Origin of the sequence: Pseudomonas sp. CFBP 13719 (assembly GCF_014842095.1) — a bacterium.
GTDB lineage: Bacteria > Pseudomonadota > Gammaproteobacteria > Pseudomonadales > Pseudomonadaceae > Aquipseudomonas.
On sequence record NZ_JACYVB010000001.1, the window covers coordinates 366,447 to 389,801 of the forward strand.

Consider the following 23,355-nt stretch of genomic DNA (forward strand, 5'->3'; position numbering starts at 1 on the left):
ACAAGAGAAACACCCATGAAATCTCGCAGAAAAACCGTCAACCCGATCGGGTTGAACGACATCACCATCGTCGACGACGTCAAGATGCGCAAGGCGATCACCGCCGCCGCGCTTGGCAATGCCATGGAATGGTTCGACTTCGGCGTCTACGGCTTCGTGGCCTACGCCTTGGGCAAAGTGTTCTTCCCGGACGTCGATCCCAGCGTGCAGATGATCGCGGCCTTGGCCACCTTCTCCGTGCCCTTCCTGATTCGCCCGCTGGGTGGCCTGTTCTTCGGCGCCCTGGGCGACAAGTATGGACGACAGAAAGTCCTGGCTGCCACCATCGTGATCATGTCGTTGAGTACGTTTGCGATCGGCTTGATTCCATCCTATGCCTCCATCGGCATCTGGGCGCCCATCCTCCTGCTGTTGGCGAAGATGGCTCAGGGCTTCTCGGTGGGCGGTGAATACACCGGCGCGTCGATCTTCGTCGCCGAGTACGCTCCGGACCGCAAGCGCGGTTTCCTCGGCAGTTGGCTGGACTTCGGCTCGATTGCCGGTTTCGTGCTCGGTGCCGGCGTGGTGGTGGGCATCTCTGCAGTGATCGGCGAAGAGAAGTTCCTCGACTGGGGCTGGCGCGTGCCGTTTTTCCTGGCCCTGCCGCTGGGCATGATCGGCCTCTACCTGCGCCATGCGCTGGAAGAAACCCCAGCGTTCCAGCAGCATGTCGAAAAGCTCGAACAAGGCGACCGCGAAGGCCTGGCCGGCGGCCCGAAGGTATCGTTCAAGGAAGTGGCAACCAAGCACTGGCGCAGCCTGCTGACCTGCATCGGCATCGTGGCGGTGACCAACGTCACCTACTACATGCTGCTCACCTACATGCCCAGCTACCTGTCGCACAACCTGCACTACAGTGAAAGCCATGGCGTGCTGATTATCATCGCAATCATGGTCGGCATGCTGTTCGCCCAACCGCTGATCGGCTTCGCCAGCGACAAGTTCGGCCGCAAGCCTTTCATTCTGTTCGGCAGCATCGGCCTGTTCTTCCTGGCCATTCCGGCCTTCATGCTGATCAACAGCGGCCAGATCGGTTGGATCTTCGCCGGGCTGCTGATGCTGGCCGTGGTGCTGAACTTCTTCATCGGCGTCATGGCATCCACGTTGCCGGCAATGTTTCCCACGCACATCCGCTACAGCGCCCTGGCCAGTGCATTCAACGTATCGGTACTGATTGCCGGCCTGACACCGACGGCCGTGGCCTGGCTGGTGGAAAGCACCGACGACCTGTACATGCCTGCCTATTACCTGATGGTGTTCGCAGTGGTCGGCTTCATCACCGCCATCACCATGAAGGAAACGGCCAACAAGCCATTGCGCGGCGCCGCACCAGCGGCGTCGGACATCGCCGAAGCGCGTGAACTGCTGGTCGAGCACCACGACAACATCGAGCAGAAGATCGAGGACATCGACAGCGAGATCGCCGCGCTGCAAGCCAAGCGCGAAGTGCTGGTGCAACAGCACCCGCGGATCAACTGAGCCAAGGCTGGCCACGCTGAAGGCTGCACTCGCCGTCTTCAGCCCCTGGCCAGACGCTCGCGCAGGTAGTCGACGACGGCTGCCTGATCGCCGGCGAACTCGATGCGCGCCGCCTTGCTCTCGCGTTGATAGGCGTACATCGGGTCGTAGTACTCGTGCAGCAAGCCTTCGATCCAGCCACGGTGCAGGTCGACCAGGCCATAGCGCCGCTGCTCTTCCAGCGCGGCCTGCATCAGGCCCTGCAGACGCTGGTGACGCTCGCCGCCCAGGCGCTTGTGGATGCGGTCCAGACTCTGCAGCAGACGCTCGGCAAACAGCGCTTCACCGCGCTCGCCATACAACCCGACGAAGTCTGCGCACAGGTCTACCACGTAGTCGCGCAGGATACGCTTGACGCGATTCTGGAAGCTGTCTTCCAGCCAAACCAATGGATACGCCTGCATGCCCTGATGCAGGCTCAACGGCACGTTGCAACTGCCCACCAGGCGGCTCTCGTCCTCGAGCACGAACTGCTCGATGCCGGCGGCCCGCTTCTTCAACACGTCGATTGCCAGGCTGTTCTCGAAATCGATCTGCGCAGGCTGCCCGGTCGCACGCTTGCCGAAGCTGGAACCGCGGTGGTTGGCGTGGCCTTCCAGGTCCAGGGCGTTGCTCAATTGCGCCAGTACGTCGGTCTTGCCGGTGCCGGTCATGCCGCCCAGCACGACGAACTGGCACTGTTCGACGGCCTGTTCCAGGGTGTCGAGCAGAAAGCTGCGCATGGCCTTGTAGCCGCCCAGTACCCGCGGGTACTCGACGCCCGCCTCGCGCAACCAGCGCTGTACGGTCTGCGAGCGCAGGCCGCCGCGGAAGCAATACAGGTAGCCCTCGGGATGAGCCTTGGCGAATGCCACCCAGGCGTCGACCCGGCGTGCCTTGATCTCGCCGGACACCAGCCGGTGCCCCAACTCGATGGCGGCTTGCTGGCCATGCTGCTTGTAGCAGGTACCGACTTTCTGCCGTTCCAGGTCGTCCATCAAGGGCAGGTTGTGCACGCCGGGAAATGCGCCCTTGTCGAATTCGACCGGGGCGCGCGCGTCCATCATCGGCACCTCGCCGAGAAACAACGCGCGGTAGTCGTTGCTGTCGTCACGCATCAGAACACCTCGACAGCGTGGGGCTGGCGCTCGATCATGGTGCCGATGGGCGCCAGTTGCAGACCCAGTTCGGCGGCCAGCGCGACGAACTCGGCTTCACCGGCAGCGCTGACGGCAACCAGCAGTCCGCCGCTGGTCTGCGGATCGCAGAGCAGGTCACGCTGCTCGTCGCTCAGGGCAGCGATGCGTTCGCCGTAGCTGTCGAAGTTGCGCTGGGTGCCGCCAGGCACGCAGCCCTCGCGCAGGTAGTGGTCGATGCCCGGCAGGCGCGGCACGGCGGCGTACTCCAGGCGGGCAGTCAGCTGGGCGCCATCGGCCATTTCGACCAGATGCCCGAGCAGGCCGAAACCGGTGACGTCGGTCATCGCGGTGACCTCGCGCAGCTTGCCGAAGCGGCTACCGGGCTTGTTCAGCGTGCACATCCAGTCGCGGGCCACGCCCACGTCTTCTTCGCGCAACCGGGATTTCTTCTCTGCGGTGGTGAGGATGCCGATGCCCAGCGGCTTGGTCAGGTACAGGCGGTCGCCGACCTGGGCGGTGTCGTTGCGTTTCATGTGGCGCTTGTCGACCAGGCCGGTCACCGCCAGGCCGAAGATGGGTTCGGGAGCGTCGATCGAATGCCCACCGGCCAGGGGAATGCCGGCCGCGTCGCACACCGCCCGACCGCCGCGGATCACCTCGCGGGCAACTTCCGGGGGCAGCAGGTTGACCGGCCAGCCGAGAATGGCGATGGCCATCAACGGATCGCCGCCCATGGCATAGATGTCGCTGATGGCGTTGGTGGCGGCGATGCGCCCGAAATCGAAGGGGTCATCGACGATGGGCATGAAGAAGTCGGTGGTCGACACCACCCCGCGCTCTTCGTCGATGGCGTACACCGCAGCGTCGTCGCGCGAAGCGTTGCCGACCCACAGCTTCGGGTCCAGGTTCTGTGCGCCGCTGCCGGCCAGAATCACCTCCAATACCTTGGGCGAAATCTTGCAGCCGCAACCGGCTCCATGGCTGTACTGGGTCAAACGGATAGGCGAATTCATGGCAGCATTCTCGACGTCCTGGAATCAGGCTGCGAATTCTATCAAAGCTGGCCTTTCCTGCAGTGACTCTTATAATCGCGCCACCTCTATCTAAGCGCGCCGGGCCCTGCCCGTGCTGCTTGCGTCATCTTTCGGAGACCCACCATGTTCAAGCGCTCCCTATCACTGGTCGCCGGCCTCGCTCTTTGCGCCAGCGCCGTCACCAGCTTCGCCGCCGATGTCTTGCGGGTTTCGGCCATCCCGGACGAGGCGCCCACCGAACTGCTGCGCAAGTTCAAGCCGCTGGGCGCCTACCTCGAGCAGAAGATCGGCATGAAGGTCGAGTTCGTGCCGGTGGCCGACTACCCTGCAGTGGTCGAGGCGCTGGCGACCGATCGCCTGGACATGGCCTGGCTGGGCGGTTTCACCTTCGTTCAGGTGAACCTGAAGACCGGTAACGCCATTCCCCTGGTGCAGCGCGAGCAGGATGCGCAGTTCACCAGCAAGTTCATCACCAGCGACCCGAACGTCAAATCGCTGGCCGACCTCAAGGGCAAGACCTTCGCCTTCGGTTCGATCTCGTCGACCTCCGGCAGCCTGATGCCGCGCTACTTCATGCTGCAGGACAACATCAAGCCGGAAACCTACTTCAGCCGGGTTGCCTACTCCGGCGCCCATGACGCCACCGCGGCGTGGGTGCAGGCAGGCAAGGTCGACGCCGGCGTGCTCAATGCCAGCGTGTGGGACAAGCTGGTCAACAGCGGCAAGGTCGATACCAACAAGGTCAAGGTGTTCGCCACCACGCCGACCTACTTCGACTACAACTGGACCGTGCGCGGTACCCTGGACCCGGCCCTGGCAGAAAAGATCAAACAGGCCTTCCTCGCCCTCGACCCGGCCAAGCCTGACGACAAGGCCATTCTCGACCTGCAGGCGGCCAGCCGCTTCATCGCCACCAAGCCTGAGAACTACAAGGGCATCGAGGACGCCGCTCGCGCTGCCGACCTGTTGAAATGACCCTGCGCCTGTCGGCCATCGACCTGCGCCACCGCAACGGTGTGCAGGCCCTGCGCGATGTCAACCTGAGCATCGAGCCCGGCGAGCGCGTGGCAATCATCGGCCCTTCGGGCGCTGGCAAGTCCAGCCTGCTCAACGTGCTGGCAACCGCCCAACCGCCCAGCGCCGGCGAGCTGGATGTGCTGGGCATGCAGCCCTGGCGCCTCGGCAGTCGCGCGCGCCAGCGCCTGCGCGCGCGTATCGCGCTGATCCATCAGGCCCCGCCCCTGCCGCCGCGGCAACGGGTGGTGACTGCCGTGCTGGCCGGCAAGCTGGGGCAATGGGGGCTGGGCAAGAGCCTGCTCAACCTGCTGCACCCGGTGGACATCGACGGTGCCCGTGCGCTGCTGGCGCGGCTGGACCTGGACGACAAGCTGTTCGCCCAGTGCCAGCAACTGTCCGGCGGCCAGTTGCAGCGCGTCGGCATCGCCCGCGCCCTGTACCAGGCGCCGGAGCTGTTGCTGGCGGACGAGCCCGTCTCGGCGATGGACCCGCGACTGGCCAGGCACACGCTGGACATGCTCTGCCAGCACGCCACCGAACAGCATGTCACGCTGGTGGCCAGCCTGCACACGGTGGAGCTGGCGTTGGCCTGCTTCCCACGGATCGTCGGCGTGCGCGACGGCCAGATCGCGTTCGACCTGGAGGCCGCGCAGGTCACCGCGCAGCGCCTGGAGGCGCTGTACGCGAACGAACACCTGAGCCGCGTGCAAACGCCGGCCGACACCCCTGCTCACTGGCTGCCGCGATGCTGAGCAGGGACCGACGCGACCCTGCCGCGCTGCCGCGCTTTCTGCTTGCCGCCCTGGCGGTGCTGTTGTTGTGGCCGGGCGTACGCCTGGCCGAGCTCGATCCATGGGTACTGTTCGACCCGGCCAGCACCCAATCCATGGGGGCCTTTCTCGCCGACTTCTGGCCGCCCGCCCACGACCCGGTATTTCTCGCGCTGCTGCTGGACGCCACCCTGCAGACCCTGGCCATCGCCACGGCCGGCATGGCCCTGGCGCTGAGCTTGGCCATCCCCGCCAGCCTGCTGGCCAGCCGCGCGCTGTCGCTGTCCGCAGCCAGCCTCGGCGCCCGGCCTGGTTGGGCCGGCACCTGTGTGCGCTGGCCGGTGCGTGGCGTGCTGATTTTTCTGCGCAGCGTGCCGGAAATCGTCTGGGCCCTGCTGTTCGTTCGCGCCGTCGGCCTGGGCCCGACGGCAGGCGTGCTGGCCATCGCCATCACCTACGCCGGCATGCTCGGCAAGGTGTATGCCGAGATCTGTGAGTCGGTCGACCAGCGCCCGGCCCAGGCCCTGCTGCGCGCCGGCGCCGGTCGGCTGGCCGCGTTCGCCTACGGCATTCTCCCGGCCGCTGCCGCCGAGCTGACGTCCTACACCGTGTACCGCTGGGAATGCGCGGTGCGCGCTTCGGTGGTGATGGGCTTCGTCGGCGCCGGCGGCCTGGGCCAGCAGATCGACCTGTCGATGCGCATGTTCGCCTCGGCCGAGGTGGCCAGCATGCTGCTGACGTTCATCGCCCTGGTGTTGCTCGCGGACCTGCTCAGCCGCCTGCTTAGAGGACGCTTCGCATGAGGCGTCTGGGCAATCTGCTGCTGGTACTGGCGATGGCGCTGGCGGTGGTCGGCTCCTTCGTCTATCTGGGGCTGGACCTGTTCACCCTGGGCAATGTCGACAGCCTGCAGCACATGACCAGCTACGCGGCACGCTTCATGTCGCCTGACCTCAGTGCAACGCACCTGCGAGCGGTGGGCCATGGTGCGCTGGAAACCCTGGCGATGTCGGCGCTGGGCACCCTGCTGGCGGCGCTCGCCGGTCTGCTGCTGGCCATCCCCGCGGCCGGGCGCCTGGGCTGGCTGGCGCAAGGCGTGACAAAACTGGCGCTCAATGCCCTGCGGGCCATTCCCGAACTGGTCTGGGCGGTGTTGATGGTGCTCGCCGCAGGCCTGGGGCCGAATGCCGGCACCCTGGCCCTGGCGCTGCACACTGCCGGGGTACTCGGCCGTCTGTTTGCCGAGGCCCTGGAAAACACCCCCGCCGCACCCGCCGCCGCCATCCGCCTGCAGGGCGGCAATGCCTGGCTGGCCTTCTGTTACGGCACCTTGCCCAATCTGTGGCCGCAACTGCTGGCCTACACCCTGTACCGCTGGGAAAACAATATCCGCATGGCCAGCATCCTCGGCTTCGTCGGTGCCGGCGGGCTGGGACAGATGCTCTACGTGAGCCTGAGCCTGTTCCAGGAAGCACGGGCCAGCACGCTCATTCTGGCCATGCTGGCGCTGGTACTGGCGGTGGATGCCTTGAGCGGCTGGATGCGCCAGCGCTGGATTCGCCTGTAGCCAGCCCGTACCGACCGCGAGCGGCATTCGACCTTGGTGTATTTCGACATTAGTCGCGTTGACAAGATCGCCGAGAGCTGTCGATAATCCGAAATAAGTCATACGACAACAGATGACAAAATAATAACGATAAAAGGACTCGCTCATGACAGGCACTCACTCCGTCCAGAATCCCTTCGATCGCCTTCTCCTGACCGGCGCCGCCGGCGGTCTGGGGAAGGTGCTGCGAGAAAGTCTGAAACCCTTCGCCCGCACCCTGCGGCTCTCCGATATCGTCCCGCTTCCCGCCTCTACCGATACAGCTACTTGTTCCGATACCCAGGAAGAATTCCAGTTGTGCGACCTCGCCGACAAGCAGGCAGTGCACGAGCTGGTGCAAGGCGTGGACGCCATCGTGCATTTTGGCGGGGTGTCGGTGGAGCACGCGTTCGAAGACATCCTGGGGCCCAATATCTGCGGGGTCTTCCATATCTACGAAGCCGCGCGCCGGCATGGTGTCAAGCGCGTGGTGTTCGCCAGTTCCAACCACGTGATCGGTTTCTACAAGCAGGACCAGACCATCGACGCCCACTCGCCCCGGCGTCCGGACAGCTATTACGGCCTGTCCAAGTCCTACGGCGAAGACCTCGCGACGTTCTACTTCGATCGCTACGGCATCGAAACCGTCAGCATCCGCATCGGCTCTTCGTTTCCCGAGCCCGCCAATCGCCGGATGATGAGCACCTGGCTCAGCTTCGACGACCTGACCCGCCTCATCGAGCTGAGCCTGTTCACCCCGAACGTCGGCCACACGGTGGTCTACGGGGCTTCGGCCAACCGTGATCTGTGGTGGGACAACCGTTTTGCCGCGCACTTGGGCTTCACACCCAAGGACAGCTCGGAAGTGTTTCGCGACAAGATCGAAGCCCAGCCGATGCCTGCCGCCGACGATCCGGCGAGGGTCTATCAGGGCGGCGCCTTCGTTGCCGCCGGGCCGTTCGGCGACAACTGAATCCTTTGCGACTTTAAAACAACAACAACGCTGGAGTTATCCATGGATTTCAAACGCACGTTACTCGTAGCCGCCCTCCCGCTCGCCTTCTGCCTGTCCGGGTTGGCGCAGGCCGAGATCAAGATCAAGTTCGCCGAAGTGCACCCGGCCGGCTACCCGCCGGTGGTGGCCGAGCAGGCCATGGGCAAGAAACTCGAAGAGCAGAGCAAGGGCGAGATCAGCTTCAAGATGTTCGCAGGCGGTGTCCTGGGTTCCGAGAAGGAAGTGGTCGAACAGGTGCAGAGCAACGCGGTGCAGATGACCCGCGTCAGCCTGGGCATCGTCGGCCCGGTAGTACCGGACGTGAACGTGTTCAACCTGCCGTTCATCTTCCGCGACCAGGCCCACATGCGCAGCATCATCGACGGCGAGATCGGTCAGGAGATTCTCGACAAGATCACCAACTCCGAATTCAACCTGGTCGCGCTGGGCTGGATGGACGGCGGTACACGCAACCTCTACACCAAGAAGCCGGTACGCCAGATCAGTGACCTCAAGGGCATGAAGATCCGCGTGCAGGGCAACCCGGTGTTCATCGAAACCATCAACACCATGGGCGGCAACGGTATCGCCATGGCCACCGGCGAGATCTTCAGCGCCCTGCAGACCGGCGTGATCGACGGCGCCGAGAACAACCCGCCGACCATGCTCGAACACAACCACTACCAGAACGCCAAGTTCTACACGCTCACCGAACACCTGATCCTCCCCGAGCCGATCGTGATGTCGAAGATCACCTGGAACAAGCTCAACCCCGAGCAACAGGCGCTGGTGAAAAAGCTCTCTCGCGAAGCACAGATGGAAGAGCGTGTTCTGTGGGACAAGAAATCCAGCGAAGCCGAAGCCAAGCTCAAGGCCGGTGGCGTGGAGTTCATCGCCCTCACGCCCGAGCAGAAGAAAGCCTTCTACGATGCGACCCAGCCGGTGCGCGACAAGTACGGCGCGCCGTACAAAGAGCTGATCACCCGCATCGAAGCCGTCAAGTAAGCCTGTCCGTCAACACCACGGGGGACCGGGCCTGTGCCCGCTCCCCCGCCGCTGGGTGAGCCTCATGAAAAACACTGTGCTGCGTTTCAACGACCTGCTTTACCGGGTGTGCATCGGGATCGCCGGCTTGTCGGTCCTGACCATGACCCTGATCATTCCATGGGGCATCTTTACCCGCTACGCGCTGGGCAGCGGTTCCAGCTGGCCGGAGCCGGTGGCGATCCTGCTGATGGTGGTCTTCACCTTCTTCGGCGCCGCCGGCAGCTACCGCGCCGGCGCGCATATGGCGGTGGCCATGGCGGTGGACCGCATGCCGGCACAGACGCGTCGAATGGCCGCCTTCGCGGTTCAGGTGCTGATGGCGGTGGTCGCGCTGTTCATGATCTTCAAGGGCTTCAAGCTGTGCGCTAACACCTGGAACCAGTACCTGGGTGAAATTCCCTCCATGCGGGTAGGCATTTCCTACCTGCCCATTCCGATCGGCGGCATCGTGACCTTGATATTCATCCTGGAAAAGCTGTTCCTGGGTGACCAAAGCCACCGCGCCGTGATGCGGTTCGACGTCGTAGAAGCCAGTGAAGGTGCTGCGTAAATGGATGCTCTCATACTGTTGGGCAGCTTCATCGCCTTGATCCTGGTGGGCATGCCGGTGGCCTATGCGCTGGGTCTGTCGGCGCTGATCGGGGCCTGGTGGATCGACATTCCGGCCGACGCCCTGATGATCCAGATCGCCGGCGGGGTGAACAAATTCTCGCTGCTGGCCATTCCGTTCTTCGTGCTGGCGGGTGCGATCATGGCCGAAGGCGGCATGTCGCGCCGGCTGGTGGCCTTCGCCGGCGTGCTGGTGGGCTTCGTGCGCGGAGGCCTGTCGCTGGTCAACATCGTCGCTTCGACCTTTTTCGGGGCCATCTCCGGCTCGTCCGTCGCCGATACTGCGTCGGTGGGTTCGGTGCTGATTCCGGAAATGGAACGCGCCGGCTATCCGCGTGATTTCTCCACGGCCGTTACCGTCAGCGGCTCGGTCCAGGCCTTGCTGACGCCACCGAGCCACAACTCGGTGCTGTACTCGCTGGCCGCTGGCGGCTCGGTGTCGATCGCTTCGCTGTTCATGGCCGGGATCATGCCGGGGCTGTTGCTCAGTGCGGTGATGATGGGCCTGTGCATGATATTTGCGCGCAAGCGCAACTATCCCAAGGGCGAAGTCATTCCAATGCGTCAGGCGCTGAAGATCGCCGGTGAGGCGCTGTGGGGACTGATGGCGCTGGTGATCATTCTCGGCGGCATTCTCTCGGGCGTGTTCACCGCGACCGAATCGGCAGCCATCGCCGTGCTGTGGTCGTTCTTCGTGACCATGTTCATCTACCGCGATTACAAATGGCGTGACCTGCCCAAGCTGATGCACCGGGCAGCGCGGACCATTTCCATCGTGATGATTCTGATCGGTTTCGCTGCCAGCTTCGGCTACATCCTGACGCTGATGGAAATTCCGATGAAGATCACTACGGCGTTCCTGACGCTGTCGGACAACCGCTACGTGATCCTGATGTGCATCAACGTGATGTTGCTGATGCTGGGCACGATCATGGATATGGCGCCGTTGATTCTGATCCTCACACCGATCCTGTTGCCGGTGATCGTCAGCGTGGGTGTGGATCCGGTGCATTTCGGCATGATCATGCTGGTCAACCTGGGCATAGGCCTGATCACACCGCCGGTGGGTGCCGTGCTGTTCGTCGGTGCAGCGGTCGGCAAGGTGACCATCGAAGCCACGGTCAAGGCGCTGCTGCCCTTCTATCTGGCGCTGTTCCTGGTGCTGATGCTGGTCACCTACATTCCGGCCATCTCCCTCTGGCTGCCGAGCGTGGTGTTGTAAACCCAAATGCTGCGGGGTATCCAACACCCCGCAGCGAACCGATGCACTGAAATCCTGTAGCAGCGGCGCAAGCCGCGTCGGCCGTGCATGCGGTCCGTCTGTCACACCGCGGCGTATCCGGACGCGGCTTGCGCCGCTGCTACAGGGGACAGAGGTGTTCCTCAAGGGCCTGCGTGGGAGCGGTCTGGGGCCGCGAAGTTGTCGCCGCGGTGTGCCAGATAATTCGCAGACTGCTGGCGACGGTGGGCTTGTCACGCACATCCCCCACACCACCGCAGCCCTGTAGCAGCGGCGCAAGCCGCGTCGGCGGTGCATGTGATCCGGCTGTCACACCGCGGCATATCCGGACGCGGCTTGCGCCGCTGCTACAGGGGACGGAGGTGTTCCTCTAGGGGCTGCGTGGGAGCGGTCTGTGGCCGCGAAGTTGTCGCCGCGGTGTGCCAGATAATCCGCGGTACCCTTTCGCGGCCGATGACCGCTCCCACGGAGAGTGCAGGCGCCCCCACACACCACCGCAGCCCCTGTAGCAGCGGCGCAAGCCGCGTCGGCGGTGCATGCGATCCGGCTGCCACACCGCGGCGTGTCCGGACGCGGCTTGCGCCGCTGCTACGGGGGACGGAGGTGTTCCTCAAGGGCCTGCGTGGGAGCGGTCTGTGGCCGCGAAGTTGTCGCCGCGGTGTGCCAGATAATTCGCAGTGCCCCTTCGCGGCCGATGACCGCTCCCACGGAGAGTGCAGGCGCCCCCACACACCACCGCAGCCCTGTAGCAGCGGCGCGAGCCGCGTCGGCGGTGCATGCAGTTCGGCTGTCACACCGCGGCGTATCCGGACGCGGCTTGCGCCGCTGCTACAGGGGACGGAGGTGTTCCTCAAGGGCCTGCGTGGGAGCGGTCTGTGGCCGCGAAGTTGTCGCCGCGGTGTGCCAGATAATTCGCAGACTGCTGACGACGGTGGGCTCATCACGCACATCCCCCACACCACCGCAGCCCCTGTAGCAGCGGCGCAAGCCGCGTCGGCGGTGCATGCGATCCGGCTGTCACACCGCGGCGTATCCGGACGCGGCTTGCGCCGCTGCTACAGGGGACGGAGGCGTTCCTCGAGGGGCTGCGTGGGAGCGGTCTGTGGCCGCGAAGTTGTCGCCGCGGTGTGCCAGATAATCCGCGGTACCCTTTCGCGGCCGATGACCGCTCCCACGGAGAGTGCAGGCGCCCCCACACACCACCGCAGCCCTGTAGCAGCGGCGCGAGCCGCGTCGGCGGTGCATGCAGTTCGGCTGTCACACCGCGGCGTATCCGGACGCGGCTTGCGCCGCTGCTACAGGGGACGGAGGTGTTCCTCAAGGGCCTGCGTGGGAGCAGTCTGGGGCCGCGAAGTTGTCGCCGCGGTGTGCCAGATAATCCGCGGTACCCTTTCGCGGCCGATGACCGCTCCCACGGAGAGTGCAGGCGCCCCCACACACCACCGCAGCCCTGTAGCAGCGGCGCAAGCCGCGTCGGCGGTGCATGCGATCCGGCTATCACACCGCGGCGTATCCGGACGCGGCTTGCGCCGCTGCTACAGGGATCGTGGGGGAGGTTTCGGTTGTATAGACGATGGGCCGGTGTTCTGCCGCCAGGCGGCACTCCCAGCGCCAGGCGTCGCGCAGCATGTCGTCCAGGCTGCGTCGGGCCTGCCAGCCCAGCTCGCGGCGCGCCTTGCCCGGGTCCGCCCAGCACTGCGCCACGTCGCCCGTGCGCCTGGGCTCGAAGGTCAGGGCGATGGGCACGCCGCAGGTGCGGGTGAAAGCATCGACCACCTCCAATACCGAATACCCCCGCCCGGTTCCCAGATTCCAGACGCGCACGCCGCTGCCGCCCAACAATGCCTGCAAAGCCCGCCAGTGCCCTTCGGCCAGGTCCATCACATGCACGTAATCACGAACGCCGGTGCCGTCCGGCGTGGCGTAGTCGTTGCCGAATACCTGCAGGACGTCGCGCCGCCCACTGGCCACCTGCAGCAGATACGGCAGCAGGTTGTTCGGCACCTGTGCCGGCGCCTCGCCCAGCTCGCCCGATTCGTGGGCGCCGATGGGGTTGAAATAGCGCAACAGCCCGACCGACCAGCGCGCATCCGAAGCCGCCAGGCTGATCATGACGTTCTCCGCCATCAGCTTGGAAAAACCGTATGGGTTGGTCGGCAATCCGGTGGCGCAGGTTTCGTCGATGGGCATTGTGGCGCAGTCGCCATAGACCGTCGCCGAAGAGCTGAAAATCAACGTGAAGACACCGGCGGCCGCCATCGCCTGGCACAGCGCAATGCTGCCGCCGACATTGCTGTCGTAATAGCGCAACGGCTCGCGCACGCTCTCGCCAACCGCTTTCAAGCCTGCGCAGTGAATTACCGCAGCGATGGGAAAATCCGCGAACAGGGCATCCAGCTGCGCCCGGTTGCGCACATCGCCGAGCACGAAGCGGGCACGCCGCCCGCCCAGCCGGGCAATACGCTCCAGGCTTGCACGCGAGCTGTTGCAGAGGTTGTCGAAGATCACCACAGTCTGCCCATGGGCAAGCAGCTGCAGCACCACCTGTGCGCCGACGTAACCCGTACCGCCTGTGACTAGAATCATCGCCGTCGCTCCCGTCGCCCGCAGGCGCACCGGTCAAGATCAAGGGATAGCACCTGCGTGATACGACGACGGGATCAGGCCTATGAAACTATGGGCGCGCGCGGTGGCGCGGAGTTCCAGGCGGCAGCCAGACGGTTGGCACATCGCGGGCTATCGACAAATCAAAGTTGAACGCCGCCTGCAGCGACGGCGTCTCAATCAGTACCAACGCATGGCGCGCATGCACTCGCTCGCCGCACTGCCTTGCAACATCCATACGGGTGGCGTCGAAGCCAGCTCAACCTGGCTTCAGTCCCGATTCAGGCACTGACCAAGGACACCCCCATGACCGATGTGGCGCCGCCCGGCTTTACCCCTGCCCCACTGTCCAGCCCAGATCGCACCCCGGCGCCAACAGGCCGGCCGCTGATGTTGTGCCTGTCGCACTTGCGCTGGGGGTTCGTCTACCAGCGACCCCAGCACCTCATGTCGCGCCTGGCGCAGAGCTACGATGTGCTGTTCTTCGAAGAACCGGTGTTCGCCGAGCACGTGCAGCCGCAGTTGCTGGCCAGCCATCCAGCACACGGCGTGACCGTGCTGGTGCCGCAGCTACCGGCGGGCACTCCCCACGAGCATGTCATCGCGATGCAGCGCGACCTGCTCGATGGCTACCTGGCCCAGCACCGCGACGCCGAACTGCTGCTGTGGTACCTGACCCCGATGAGCCTGGCGTTCACCGACCATCTGCACGGCCAGGTGACCATCTTCGATTGCATGGACGAGTTGTCCGCGTTCATGGGCGCTCCGCCGGAACTCATCGAAAGGGAACGCCAACTGTTGGCGCGTGCCGATGTGGTGTTCACCGGTGGGCAGAGTCTGTGGGAAGCCAAGCGCCATCAGCACGGCAATGCGCACGCCATGCCCAGCAGTGTCGACATCGCTCACTTCGCCCAGGCTCGGGCGTTGCTGCCCGACCCGAGCGATCAGGCTGCGATCGGCCACCCGCGACTAGGCTTCTTCGGTGTCATCGACGAGCGTTTCGACATCCACCTGGTCGATGAGCTGGCCCGGCAGCGGCCACAGTGGCAGATCGTACTGATCGGCCCGGTGGTCAAGATCGATCCGCAGACCTTGCCAAGACGCGCCAACATTCACTACCTCGGGGCGAAGCAGTATGAGCAATTGCCCCACTACCTGGCCGGCTGGGACGTCGCCCTCATGCCGTTCGCGATCAATGCTTCCACGCGCTTCATCAGCCCGACCAAGACCCCCGAATACCTTGCCGGCGGGCGGCCGGTGGTGTCGACACCGATCGCCGACGTCATCAGCGGCTACGGCACCAGTGGTGCAGTGACCATCGCCGACACCCCCGCTGCATTCATCGCTGCGGTGGAATACGCACTGGGTGCCGAAGCCCGCGACAGCGTGGTCATCCAGGCCGATGCCGCTTTGGATGGCATGTCGTGGGACAAGACCTGCAACGCCATGAAGGAGCAGATCGAATGCCTCAGGTAACCTTCGACAGCGCCTGCCGTGGTCCGTCCGCGTACAGCGATGGACGCCCCTATGATTACCTGGTGGTGGGTGCCGGCTTCGCCGGCAGCGTCATTGCCGAGCGCCTGGCCGCAGGCCTGGGCCTGAACGTGCTGGTGATCGACCGCCGTGATCACATCGGCGGCAACGCCTACGACCATCTGGATGCGGCGGGCGTCATGGTCCACCGCTACGGGCCGCACATCTTTCATACCAATGCCCCGCGCATCGTCGACTATCTGTCGCGTTTCACCCAGTGGCGCCCTTACGAGCATCGGGTGCTGGCCCAGGTCGACGATCATCGGGTACCGATCCCGATCAACCTGACCACGCTCAATACGCTGTTCGACTTGCAGATGGACGAGGCCCAGGCCGAGCGCTTTCTTGCCGAACGGGCACAGCCGGTCGAGTGCATCCGTACCTCAGAGGACGTGGTGATCAATCAGATCGGCGAAGAGCTCTACCAGAAGTTCTTCCGGGGCTACACCCGCAAGCAGTGGGGCCTGGACCCGTCACAGCTGGACAAGTCGGTGACCTCGCGGATCCCCACGCGCACCACTGCCGACGACCGCTACTTCACCGACAGCTTTCAGGCCATGCCGCTCGAAGGCTACACGCGCCTGTTCGAGAACATGCTCGACCATCCGCGCATCGACGTGTTGCTGGACACCGATTTCGCCCAGGTGCGTGAACAGTTGGCCTATGCCCAACTGGTCTATTGCGGCCCGGTGGACGAATACTTCGAGTTCCGCCTGGGTCGCCTGCCCTATCGGTCGCTGCGCTTCGAACACAAGACCCTGCAGCAGCCACAGTTGCAGGGGGTGGCCGTGGTCAACTACCCCGATGAAGCCGTGCCCTACACGCGCATCACCGAGTACAAGCACCTCACCGGTCAGCAACATCCACACACCAGCATCACCTACGAATACCCCTGCGCCGAAGGCGACCCCTACTACCCCATTCCGCGGCCCGAAAACGCCCAGCTGTACCAACGCTACAAGGCGCTGGCGGACGAGACGCCGGGGGTTACCTTTCTCGGGCGACTGGGCACCTACAAGTACTACAACATGGATCAGGTCGTGGGCCAGGCGCTGGCGCTGTATCAGCGGATCGAGCAACAAGCCTTGCCGACCGAGGGAGCCGGGGCGTTGGCGCCGCTCGACGAGCAAGGCGCTTGAAGCCGCCTGGCCTGTTCAATACCTTCATCATGGCCGGCTACGAATGCGCCGCGCAGCGGCGGCGCGATGGTGAACGTGTGGATGTGCAGGCCAGCACCGGCCACTTGCGCTGGGCGGCCCATGACTATCGCCAGCTGCTGGCCAGTGGCATTGGCGCCGCGCGCGACGGCCTGCGCTGGCATGTGATCGAACAGCGTTCAGGGTATTACGACTGGAGCAGTTTCCTGCCCCTGCTGCGCGCCGCACGCGAGTGCAATCTGCAGGTGGTGTGGGACCTGTGTCACTACGGCTACCCGGATGGCCTGGATATCTGGCGACCCGAATTCGTCGAACGCTTTGCGCGCTTCGCCGGGGCCGCGGCACGGTTGATGGTCGATGAAGGCTTCGAAGCGCCCTTTTGTTCCCCCATCAACGAGATGTCGTTCTGGAGCTGGGCCGGCGGCGACGTCGGCTATTTCAACCCCGGCGCGCATGGCCGTGGGCTGGAACTCAAGCATCAGTTGGTGCGCGCCAGCATCGAGGCGATCGAGGCCATTCGCGCGCAGGCGCCCGCGGCGCGTTTCGTTCAGTGCGACCCGCTGATTCACGTCGTGCCGGACTCATCACGCGCCGTGGACCAGGACCGCGCCGAGGGTCAGCGGCTGTCGCAGTTCCAGGCCTGGGACATGCTGGCCGGTAGGCAGTGGCCGGGGCTGGGCGGCTGTGAAGCGTACCTGGACATCATCGGGGCCAACTTCTACCCGCAGAACCAGTGGCGGCACAATGGCGAACGGATCCTGCGCGGGCACCCCGAGTTTCGCCCGTTGGCCGGGCTGCTGGCTGAGCTCCATCGGCGTTACGCGCGGCCGATCCTGCTGGCCGAAACCGGCGCCGAGGGTGATGCGCGAGGGCCTTGGCTGGACTACGTGGGCAGCCAGCTGGCAGTGGCGCTGCAACGCGGCGTCGATGTGCAGGGGCTGTGTTGGTACCCGTTTCTGGACTATCCGGGTTGGGACGACGGCCGTTATTGTCCCGCAGGCGTGTTCGGCGACGCCGACGGTGCAGGTACCCGCGCGCCGTATCATCCGTTGCTGATGCAGTTGCAGGCGTTGGAAAGGCTACACCGGCCCGGTCAGTGATGGTGGGCGTATACCCCGCAGCCACGGGTTGCGCCCGGACGCGGCTCGCGCCGCTGCTACAGGGGATGGAGGTGTTGCTCGAGGGCCTTCGTGGGAGCGGTCTGTGGCCGCGAAGCCGTCGACGCGGTGTGTCAGATAATCCGCGGTGCCCTTTCGCGGCACCGCTCCCGCGGAGAGTGCAGGCGCCCCCCCACACCACCGCAGCCCCTGTAGCAGCGGCGCAAGCCGCGTCGGCGGTCCATGCGATACCACCGGGCGCTGATGATTGCCCTAACCGATCACCGCGAACAACTGGCCAGCAGCAGCTCTTCGAACCGCGCGCTTTCGAGGGGTCGACTCAGGTAATAACCCTGGCCCTCATCGCACGCCACCGAGTCCAGCAGCTGCAACTGTTCCAGCGTTTCCACGCCTTCGGCCGTCACCGTCAGCGACAGTGCCCGACCCAGGCCGATCACCGCCTCGATGATGGCCAGGTCGGGCTGGCTGTCGCCCAGCCTGCCGACGAAACTGCGGTCGATCTTGAGCCCATCGAAGGGAAACGTGCGCAGGTAGCTCAGCGATGAATAGCCGGTGCCAAAATCATCCATGGCCAGGCGTACACCCAGTGCCTTCAGGGCTCGCATCAGGGTCAACGCATTGTCGGCATCTTCGAGCATCACGCTTTCGGTAACCTCAAGCTCCAGCCTCGCCGCCGCCAGACCCGACCGCAACAAGGCGGCCTTGACCCGCGCCACCAGATGTCCGCTCTGGAACTCCTTGGACGACACGTTAACCGACACGAACAGCTCCTCAGGCCATTGACTGGCCTGCCGGCAGGCCGCGTTCATCACCCAGTCGCCAAGTGCGGTGATCAAGCCCGTGTCTTCGGCGATCGGAATGAATGCATCGGGCGCCAGCAGGCCACGCTGTGGATGCTGCCAGCGCACCAGCGCCTCGGCCCCGACCATCTGGCCGTCGGCAATGCGGAAGCGCGGCTGGTATTGCAGGCGTAACTCGCCGTGCTTGATGGCATAGCGCAGGTCGCTTTCCAGACGCCGACGCTCGATGATCCGTTCATTCATGTCGCCATCATAGAAACGCCAGGTGCCGCGCCCGCTCGCCTTCGCCTCGTACAAGGCGATGTCCGAATAGCGCAGCAGTTCAGGGGCGTGCGCTGCATCGCCCGGCGACACGGCAATGCCGATACTGGCGCTGACATGGATATCATGATCGTCGACCTCGATGACCTGCTCGATCAGCTCGATCAGCCGTCGACACAGTGCCTCGATCTCCGTATGCCCGACCGCACCCGATACGACCATGACGAATTCGTCGCCACCGACCCGGGCGACGATGTCCTGGCTGCGCACGCACTGCCTGATGCGCTCGCCGATCTGGTACAGCACGCGGTCGCCGGTAGCATGGCCGAGCAGGTCGTTGACCGGCTTGAAGCGATCCAGATCGATGGTCAGCATGACCAGTGGCTGGCGGGCGGCGAGCGCGTTTTCCAGACGGCTTTCCAGGTAGTCGCGCAACTGGCTGCGGTTGGGCAGGCCGGTCAGCACGTCGTGGCGCGACAGGTACTCGACCCGTCGCCGCGCTTCGATCTCCTCGGTGACATCGGTGGCGGTACCCCGAAAGCCTTGATCGCCGATGGTTCGCGCAGCGATCCGCGCGGTGCGCCGTTGCTGGTGCACGTCCATATAGCTGCATTCGGTGGTCAGGTTGCCCTGCCCTGGATTGCCGCGCAGCCACGCCAGGAGCGTGCCCTGGTGCAATTCGACCAGGTCGTCGATCGAGATGCCCAGCCATTGCGCCTTGCCCACCCCAGTGACCGTTTCGAAGCGATCGGACAGGTAGGTGACATGGCCTTCGCCATCGGTTTCCCAGATCCAGTCGGAGCTGGCTTCGGCCACGTCGCGAAAGCGCGACTCGCTCAGCGCCAGCGCCACTTGGCTGTCGCGCAGCAGTTCGTGGCTGCTGTCAAGGGCGCGCGCCGCGCGGGTATTGCGCCGCAGCATGACCCGAGTCATGCCGAGGATGATCAGCGTCGCCAGAATGATCATGGGCAACACCACGATGATCATCTGCCGCCCAGGCCTTGCCGCGTCCCATTGCAGGTCCAGGCTGGTGCCGTGCTCGGCTTCGAGCCGTGCATGGGCGGCCGTGGCATCGTCGGCACGAGCCATACGCAGCCCGCGCAGGCCCATGTTCTCGCCCAGCGCCTGAAGCCGCTGCGGATCGAGACGATTGACCACCAGCATGACCGACGGCGGCCGGTCGTCGGTCTGCACAGTAGGGTCGGTGCTGGGCGTGATCGCTGCCGCCACCACCAGGGCCGGTGTACCGGCCAGGCTGGTCAGTATCGTGAAGACTTTTTCGTCGTCGGCCAGGGCGCGTGCGGCGGCGACCCACTCATCGACGGGGCGGCCCAGCCAATCCGCGGCCGCTATGGTTTCGTACTTGCCGTCGATCACGGCATACACCGAGCGATTGCCCGGCCCGATGACGAACGCCGCCTGGTAGCCGAAATCGTCGTACAACGCCGGACCGAAGTTTTCCCGCACGTAGGCCCATTCCATGTCCACCTTGAGGTGCAGATGTCGATAGGCCTCACCCCAGAACGAGTAGTCCTTGATGGTCAGTTGCAGGAGCCGGCGTTCGGCCTCGATGCTTTTCTGTACCATCGACTGACCCTGGGCGCGCTCGGTGCGATCCAGACCGTGGGCGAAATACAGGGACAGGGCGACCGCCAGCGCAAAGACCACGGCGAGGCTGGCGCAAAAGGTGACCAACGAGGCCTGCGCCAGGGAGGTGCTGCTCGCTGGCCTGGCGGAGGATGCCGGAGAGGTGAAGCTGGACTTGAGCATGAGTGGCCTGAAAGAGAATGCGCGGAACCGATACAGGGCTATCGGCCGGCCACGCGCTTCCATGAACACCCAGCCTCTTGCCAAAGCAGACTCATATGGCCAGCAGCAGATTCATGTGGGCTGCAGCAGATTCATGTGGGCTGCAGCAGATTCATGTGGGAGCGGGCTCTGCCCGCGAAGAGGTCCACGCTGGCCTCTTCGCGGGCAGAGCCCGCTCCCACAAAAGCCAGCACAAGCTCAGTCCTCCCACAAAAGCCAGCACAAGCTCAGGCCATCGGTGTCACCCAAGCCGCGCCTTGCCGAAGCTGAGCTTGCCCCAGACCAGACCCAGCACCGCCGCCACCGTGGAGGCCGCCAGCACACTGAGCTTGGCCGACGCCAGCAGGGTCGGGTCGGAGAACGCCAGCGAAGCAATGAAGATCGACATGGTGAAGCCGATCCCGGCAAGCAGACCGACCAAGCCTACCCCACTCCAGGTCACGCCCTCGGGCAGCCTGCAGATGTTCTGCCTGACCAGCAGAAAGCTCATCAGCAGCACGCCCAGCGGTTTGCCCAGCACCAGGGCCAGCATCACACCGCCAAACACATGCTGCGACACCGCATCACTGAGGTTGGCGCCGGCGAAACTCACCCCGGCATTGGCCAGGGCAAACAGCGGCATGACACCGAAGGCCACCCACACATGCAGCCCCACCTGTATCCGCTGCACCGGCGGCAGCACTTCACGCTGCGCATCACGCAATTGCCTGAGCGGCTCGGCCACTGCCTCGCGGTTGTCGCTGCCGGGGGTGAAGCGCTCCATCAGCTCGTTGAAGTTGCGGCGGATGATATCCACCGGGCGCTCGCTCATCGGCTTGGAATGGACCGGCGTCATCAAACCTAGAATCACCCCGGCCAGGGTGGGATGCACGCCCGTCTTGAGCAGGCCGAACCAGACGATCGCGCCCGGCAACACATAGGCATATGCCTTGCTGATACCCATACGCTGGAACAGCAGCACCAGCAGCAACCCGGCCACGGCCACCAGCAGACCCAGGTAATCGAGGCTGGCCGTATAGAACACCGCGATGATCAGGATGGCGACGATATCGTCGATGATCGCCAGTGCCAGCAGCAGGATCCGCACGCTGGCGGGAATGGATTTACCCAGCAGCGCCAGCACGCCCACGGCGAAGGCGATGTCGGTAGCGGTCGGCACTGCCCAGCCGGCGCTGGCCGGAGTGCCGTGGTTGAGGGCAAGGTAGAGCAAGGCGGGCATCAGCACGCCACCCAGTGCCGCACCCAGCGGCAGGGCTGCCAGCTGCAGGTTGGCCAGCGCGCCATCCTTGATTTCCTGGCGTATCTCGGCACCCACCACCAGAAAGAAAATGGTCATCAGGCCATCATTGACCAGAAAGTGCAGGGACTGCGAAACGCTGAAATCGCCGAGGCCCAAGGTGACCTGGGTATGCCAGAAGTGCTCGTAGGAATCTCCTATCGAGCTATTGGCCCAGACCAGTGCGGTGATCGCGGCGAGCAGCAACACGATGCCGCTGACGGCCTCGATGTGCGAGAAGCGTTCGAGCGCCGCCAAAGCGCGTTCGGTGAGCTGTTGAGGACGGGGAATGGGAGGTGTCGCCGGTCTTTTTGCAGGCACGATAGCTCTCCGCTGGCGGCCCGACCAACGCTGAACTTTAACCTGCCCCCTGCCGTATGCAGCGGTGCACCCGCGGCGATGATAGAAAGCCTGGGCGCAACTTGCAATGCGCCATGTCGATCAATCGCCCGTGTCCGCATCCCAAGGGCAAGCAGCGCACTCACCCTGCCCGGCCATGCCTTCGGCTCGATGGTCAATCAGCGCAGAATCCGGCCAGCCTGCGAGGCTACCGATCGAGGCGATCAAGGTCGGCAGATCAGGTCTGTACGCCGAGCAATGCCTGCTGCAGTTCACTCGAAGCCCCATACAGCGGCACATGGCCGCGCATGAGGATCTGCGTGCTGCGGCGGTAGGCAGCGCTGTGGATCTGCAGGTGCCCAGCGTCCAACGCCGCGACCACCGTGGTGTCCAGGCGCCCGGCCGGGTTTTCGATGCTGACCTGGATATCCATGAGGGATGCACCCGGCGTGGCAATACCCGAGGCCACTCGATGGGCAGTGGTGCCCGGCACCAGGCAGGCGGCAGCCAGGCAGCAACCACCGGATACGGCCATGGAGGCGTGGCCGGTCTGGGGCGTGAAGTAGCGCACGGCGATGTTGCCGCCATCATGCGCTGCAGCGACGATGCAGATCTTGGGGATGGTCTCGCTGCGCGCCAGTTCGGCGGCAGTCATCAACACGCCATCCTTGCGACGCAAGCCCATTTTCAACCCGGCCTGGGTCCACAGGGTGCGAAGCTTCGCCATGAACGCCTGATCGGCCGCCAGTGTCGCGACAGGTTCATGGCCGGTCTTGCCCAGGCTGCGCGCCTCCACGATGACCATCGGCACCGCTACGTCCACGCAGGACACCTCGATGCCCTCGATGCGGTCGATGACCGCTCCGGTCGGCAGCAGGGCGCCGGTCTTGTTGCCCACCGGCGCATGGAGAAACAGATCGACCGCCGGATACTCGCCCATCACGCCGGGAATCGCCGTCTCGACGAAACAACCTTGCGCATCGCGCTGCATGCGCGCCGAGGTGATCACGCCGGTGTTGGTATTGCGAATGTCGACTTCGCACAGGCCGCCGGCCGACGCTTCGACCAGCCCCATGTCCAGCGCCCACAGCAGCAGCGCACTGGACATGTTGCCGCAGTTGACGCTCCAGTCGACCTCGGCGTGATCGCTGGCCAGCTGCGCCAGGGTGCTGACCAAACGCACGGCATCACCCACGCGTTCAGTGTTCATCACGAAGACTTTATTACTGGTCGCAGGGCCACGGCCCAGGCCGGTGATCTGCCGATTGCCGGGGTGGCTGGCCACGGCAGGCACACCCATCAAGTGGCGCAGCAGTTGCTCGCGCAGCAGGCTGTCGGCAGGCAGCAACGGCTCCCACAAGACAACGCCAGTCGACGTACCGCCACGCATGTAGTGCACGGGAATCTCCACCGAACCAAGGCGGCATCGCGACTGCCAGCCGGGCTCCAGATCTGCCGCGGTGGCAACGAGTGGGTTCATCGGCAAC

General features: G+C 64.7%; 18 protein-coding genes. 12 read left to right on the forward strand and 6 right to left on the reverse strand.

The window, feature by feature from the left end; genetic code table 11:
• Positions 1-15 precede the first annotated feature (15 nt).
• Complete coding sequence (gene proP / locus IFT57_RS01820; RefSeq protein WP_122713059.1) at positions 16-1,518, forward strand: glycine betaine/L-proline transporter ProP; 1,503 nt, start codon at positions 16-18, stop codon at positions 1,516-1,518.
• Positions 1,519-1,556: 38 nt separating this feature from the next.
• Here the strand turns inward: proP and mnmH are convergent, their stop codons facing one another.
• Complete coding sequence (mnmH, locus tag IFT57_RS01825; protein ID WP_122713060.1) at positions 1,557-2,654, reverse strand: tRNA 2-selenouridine(34) synthase MnmH; 1,098 nt, start codon at positions 2,652-2,654, stop codon at positions 1,557-1,559.
• Positions 2,654-3,688, reverse strand: coding sequence for a selenide, water dikinase SelD (gene selD / locus IFT57_RS01830; RefSeq protein WP_122713061.1), 1,035 nt, complete (start codon positions 3,686-3,688; stop codon positions 2,654-2,656). The genes mnmH and selD overlap by 1 nt, the downstream gene beginning before the upstream one ends.
• 144 nt (positions 3,689-3,832) lie before the next feature.
• Here selD and IFT57_RS01835 point away from each other — a divergent pair, with 144 nt between their 5' ends.
• The 8 genes from IFT57_RS01835 to IFT57_RS01870 all read left to right on the forward strand — a co-directional run bounded on the left by IFT57_RS01835 (position 3,833) and on the right by IFT57_RS01870 (position 10,953).
• Positions 3,833-4,684 (forward strand): putative selenate ABC transporter substrate-binding protein, encoded by an 852-nt coding sequence (locus IFT57_RS01835; protein WP_122713062.1) that lies wholly within the window; start codon positions 3,833-3,835, stop codon positions 4,682-4,684.
• Positions 4,681-5,478, forward strand: a complete 798-nt coding sequence (locus IFT57_RS01840) for a phosphonate ABC transporter ATP-binding protein (RefSeq protein ID WP_192150186.1) — start codon at positions 4,681-4,683, stop codon at positions 5,476-5,478. The genes IFT57_RS01835 and IFT57_RS01840 overlap by 4 nt, the downstream gene beginning before the upstream one ends.
• Entirely contained in the window at positions 5,472-6,299 is an 828-nt protein-coding gene (locus IFT57_RS01845) for a PhnE/PtxC family ABC transporter permease (protein ID WP_192150188.1), read from the forward strand. The genes IFT57_RS01840 and IFT57_RS01845 overlap by 7 nt, the downstream gene beginning before the upstream one ends.
• Complete coding sequence (gene phnE / locus IFT57_RS01850) at positions 6,296-7,063, forward strand: phosphonate ABC transporter, permease protein PhnE (RefSeq protein WP_192150190.1); 768 nt, start codon at positions 6,296-6,298, stop codon at positions 7,061-7,063. Before IFT57_RS01845 ends, phnE begins: the two co-directional genes overlap by 4 nt.
• 145 nt (positions 7,064-7,208) lie before the next feature.
• Positions 7,209-8,054: an NAD-dependent epimerase/dehydratase family protein gene (locus IFT57_RS01855; protein ID WP_192150192.1), complete on the forward strand. Its 846-nt coding sequence runs from the start codon at positions 7,209-7,211 to the stop codon at positions 8,052-8,054.
• A 42-nt stretch (positions 8,055-8,096) separates the two neighbouring features.
• A complete protein-coding gene (locus IFT57_RS01860; protein ID WP_122713067.1) occupies positions 8,097-9,080 on the forward strand; it encodes a TRAP transporter substrate-binding protein in 984 nt (327 codons plus the stop codon).
• 64 nt (positions 9,081-9,144) lie between these two features.
• Positions 9,145-9,672: a TRAP transporter small permease gene (locus tag IFT57_RS01865; RefSeq protein WP_192150194.1), complete on the forward strand. Its 528-nt coding sequence runs from the start codon at positions 9,145-9,147 to the stop codon at positions 9,670-9,672.
• Positions 9,673-10,953 carry a TRAP transporter large permease gene (locus IFT57_RS01870; RefSeq protein ID WP_122713069.1) on the forward strand — a complete coding sequence of 427 codons (1,281 nt, stop codon included), beginning with the start codon at positions 9,673-9,675 and terminating at the stop codon, positions 10,951-10,953.
• A 1,515-nt stretch (positions 10,954-12,468) separates the two neighbouring features.
• Here IFT57_RS01870 and galE read toward each other — a convergent pair.
• The gene (gene galE / locus IFT57_RS01875) at positions 12,469-13,557 is read right to left on the reverse strand and encodes a UDP-glucose 4-epimerase GalE (protein ID WP_192150196.1); all 1,089 of its coding nucleotides are present in this window, start codon (positions 13,555-13,557) and stop codon (positions 12,469-12,471) included.
• A 408-nt stretch (positions 13,558-13,965) separates the two neighbouring features.
• Between galE and IFT57_RS01880 the strand changes: the two genes are divergently transcribed.
• Genes IFT57_RS01880 through IFT57_RS01890 form a run of 3 tightly spaced genes read left to right on the forward strand, consistent with a single transcriptional unit; the run spans position 13,966 to position 17,365 of the window.
• Positions 13,966-15,051, forward strand: coding sequence for a glycosyltransferase family 1 protein (locus tag IFT57_RS01880; protein WP_244657248.1), 1,086 nt, complete (start codon positions 13,966-13,968; stop codon positions 15,049-15,051).
• On the forward strand, positions 15,039-16,247 hold the full coding sequence (gene glf / locus IFT57_RS01885) for a UDP-galactopyranose mutase (RefSeq protein WP_192150200.1): 1,209 nt from the start codon (positions 15,039-15,041) through the stop codon (positions 16,245-16,247). Before IFT57_RS01880 ends, glf begins: the two co-directional genes overlap by 13 nt.
• A 29-nt stretch (positions 16,248-16,276) precedes the next feature.
• Positions 16,277-17,365 (forward strand): beta-glucosidase, encoded by a 1,089-nt coding sequence (locus tag IFT57_RS01890; RefSeq protein ID WP_192150840.1) that lies wholly within the window; start codon positions 16,277-16,279, stop codon positions 17,363-17,365.
• 278 nt (positions 17,366-17,643) lie between these two features.
• Here the strand turns inward: IFT57_RS01890 and IFT57_RS01895 are convergent, their stop codons facing one another.
• The 3 genes from IFT57_RS01895 to IFT57_RS01905 all read right to left on the reverse strand — a co-directional run bounded on the left by IFT57_RS01895 (position 17,644) and on the right by IFT57_RS01905 (position 23,348).
• Positions 17,644-20,214: a bifunctional diguanylate cyclase/phosphodiesterase gene (locus IFT57_RS01895; RefSeq protein WP_192150202.1), complete on the reverse strand. Its 2,571-nt coding sequence runs from the start codon at positions 20,212-20,214 to the stop codon at positions 17,644-17,646.
• 280 nt (positions 20,215-20,494) lie between these two features.
• Positions 20,495-21,850 carry a Na+/H+ antiporter NhaA gene (nhaA, locus tag IFT57_RS01900; protein ID WP_192150204.1) on the reverse strand — a complete coding sequence of 452 codons (1,356 nt, stop codon included), beginning with the start codon at positions 21,848-21,850 and terminating at the stop codon, positions 20,495-20,497.
• Positions 21,851-22,106: 256 nt separating this feature from the next.
• Positions 22,107-23,348 (reverse strand): PrpF domain-containing protein, encoded by a 1,242-nt coding sequence (locus tag IFT57_RS01905; RefSeq protein ID WP_192150206.1) that lies wholly within the window; start codon positions 23,346-23,348, stop codon positions 22,107-22,109.
• Between the last annotated feature and the right edge of the window lie 7 nt (positions 23,349-23,355).

Coding starts and splice junctions, on each gene's coding strand:
- proP (WP_122713059.1), top strand. CDS start 16: ATGAAATCTCGCAGAAAAACCGTCAACCCGATCGGGTTGAACGACATC.
- mnmH (WP_122713060.1), bottom strand. CDS start 2,654: ATGCGTGACGACAGCAACGACTACCGCGCGTTGTTTCTCGGCGAGGTG.
- selD (WP_122713061.1), bottom strand. CDS start 3,688: ATGAATTCGCCTATCCGTTTGACCCAGTACAGCCATGGAGCCGGTTGC.
- IFT57_RS01835 (WP_122713062.1), top strand. CDS start 3,833: ATGTTCAAGCGCTCCCTATCACTGGTCGCCGGCCTCGCTCTTTGCGCC.
- IFT57_RS01840 (WP_192150186.1), top strand. CDS start 4,681: ATGACCCTGCGCCTGTCGGCCATCGACCTGCGCCACCGCAACGGTGTG.
- IFT57_RS01845 (WP_192150188.1), top strand. CDS start 5,472: ATGCTGAGCAGGGACCGACGCGACCCTGCCGCGCTGCCGCGCTTTCTG.
- phnE (WP_192150190.1), top strand. CDS start 6,296: ATGAGGCGTCTGGGCAATCTGCTGCTGGTACTGGCGATGGCGCTGGCG.
- IFT57_RS01855 (WP_192150192.1), top strand. CDS start 7,209: ATGACAGGCACTCACTCCGTCCAGAATCCCTTCGATCGCCTTCTCCTG.
- IFT57_RS01860 (WP_122713067.1), top strand. CDS start 8,097: ATGGATTTCAAACGCACGTTACTCGTAGCCGCCCTCCCGCTCGCCTTC.
- IFT57_RS01865 (WP_192150194.1), top strand. CDS start 9,145: ATGAAAAACACTGTGCTGCGTTTCAACGACCTGCTTTACCGGGTGTGC.
- IFT57_RS01870 (WP_122713069.1), top strand. CDS start 9,673: ATGGATGCTCTCATACTGTTGGGCAGCTTCATCGCCTTGATCCTGGTG.
- galE (WP_192150196.1), bottom strand. CDS start 13,557: ATGATTCTAGTCACAGGCGGTACGGGTTACGTCGGCGCACAGGTGGTG.
- IFT57_RS01880 (WP_244657248.1), top strand. CDS start 13,966: ATGTTGTGCCTGTCGCACTTGCGCTGGGGGTTCGTCTACCAGCGACCC.
- glf (WP_192150200.1), top strand. CDS start 15,039: ATGCCTCAGGTAACCTTCGACAGCGCCTGCCGTGGTCCGTCCGCGTAC.
- IFT57_RS01890 (WP_192150840.1), top strand. CDS start 16,277: ATGGCCGGCTACGAATGCGCCGCGCAGCGGCGGCGCGATGGTGAACGT.
- IFT57_RS01895 (WP_192150202.1), bottom strand. CDS start 20,214: ATGCTCAAGTCCAGCTTCACCTCTCCGGCATCCTCCGCCAGGCCAGCG.
- IFT57_RS01905 (WP_192150206.1), bottom strand. CDS start 23,348: ATGAACCCACTCGTTGCCACCGCGGCAGATCTGGAGCCCGGCTGGCAG.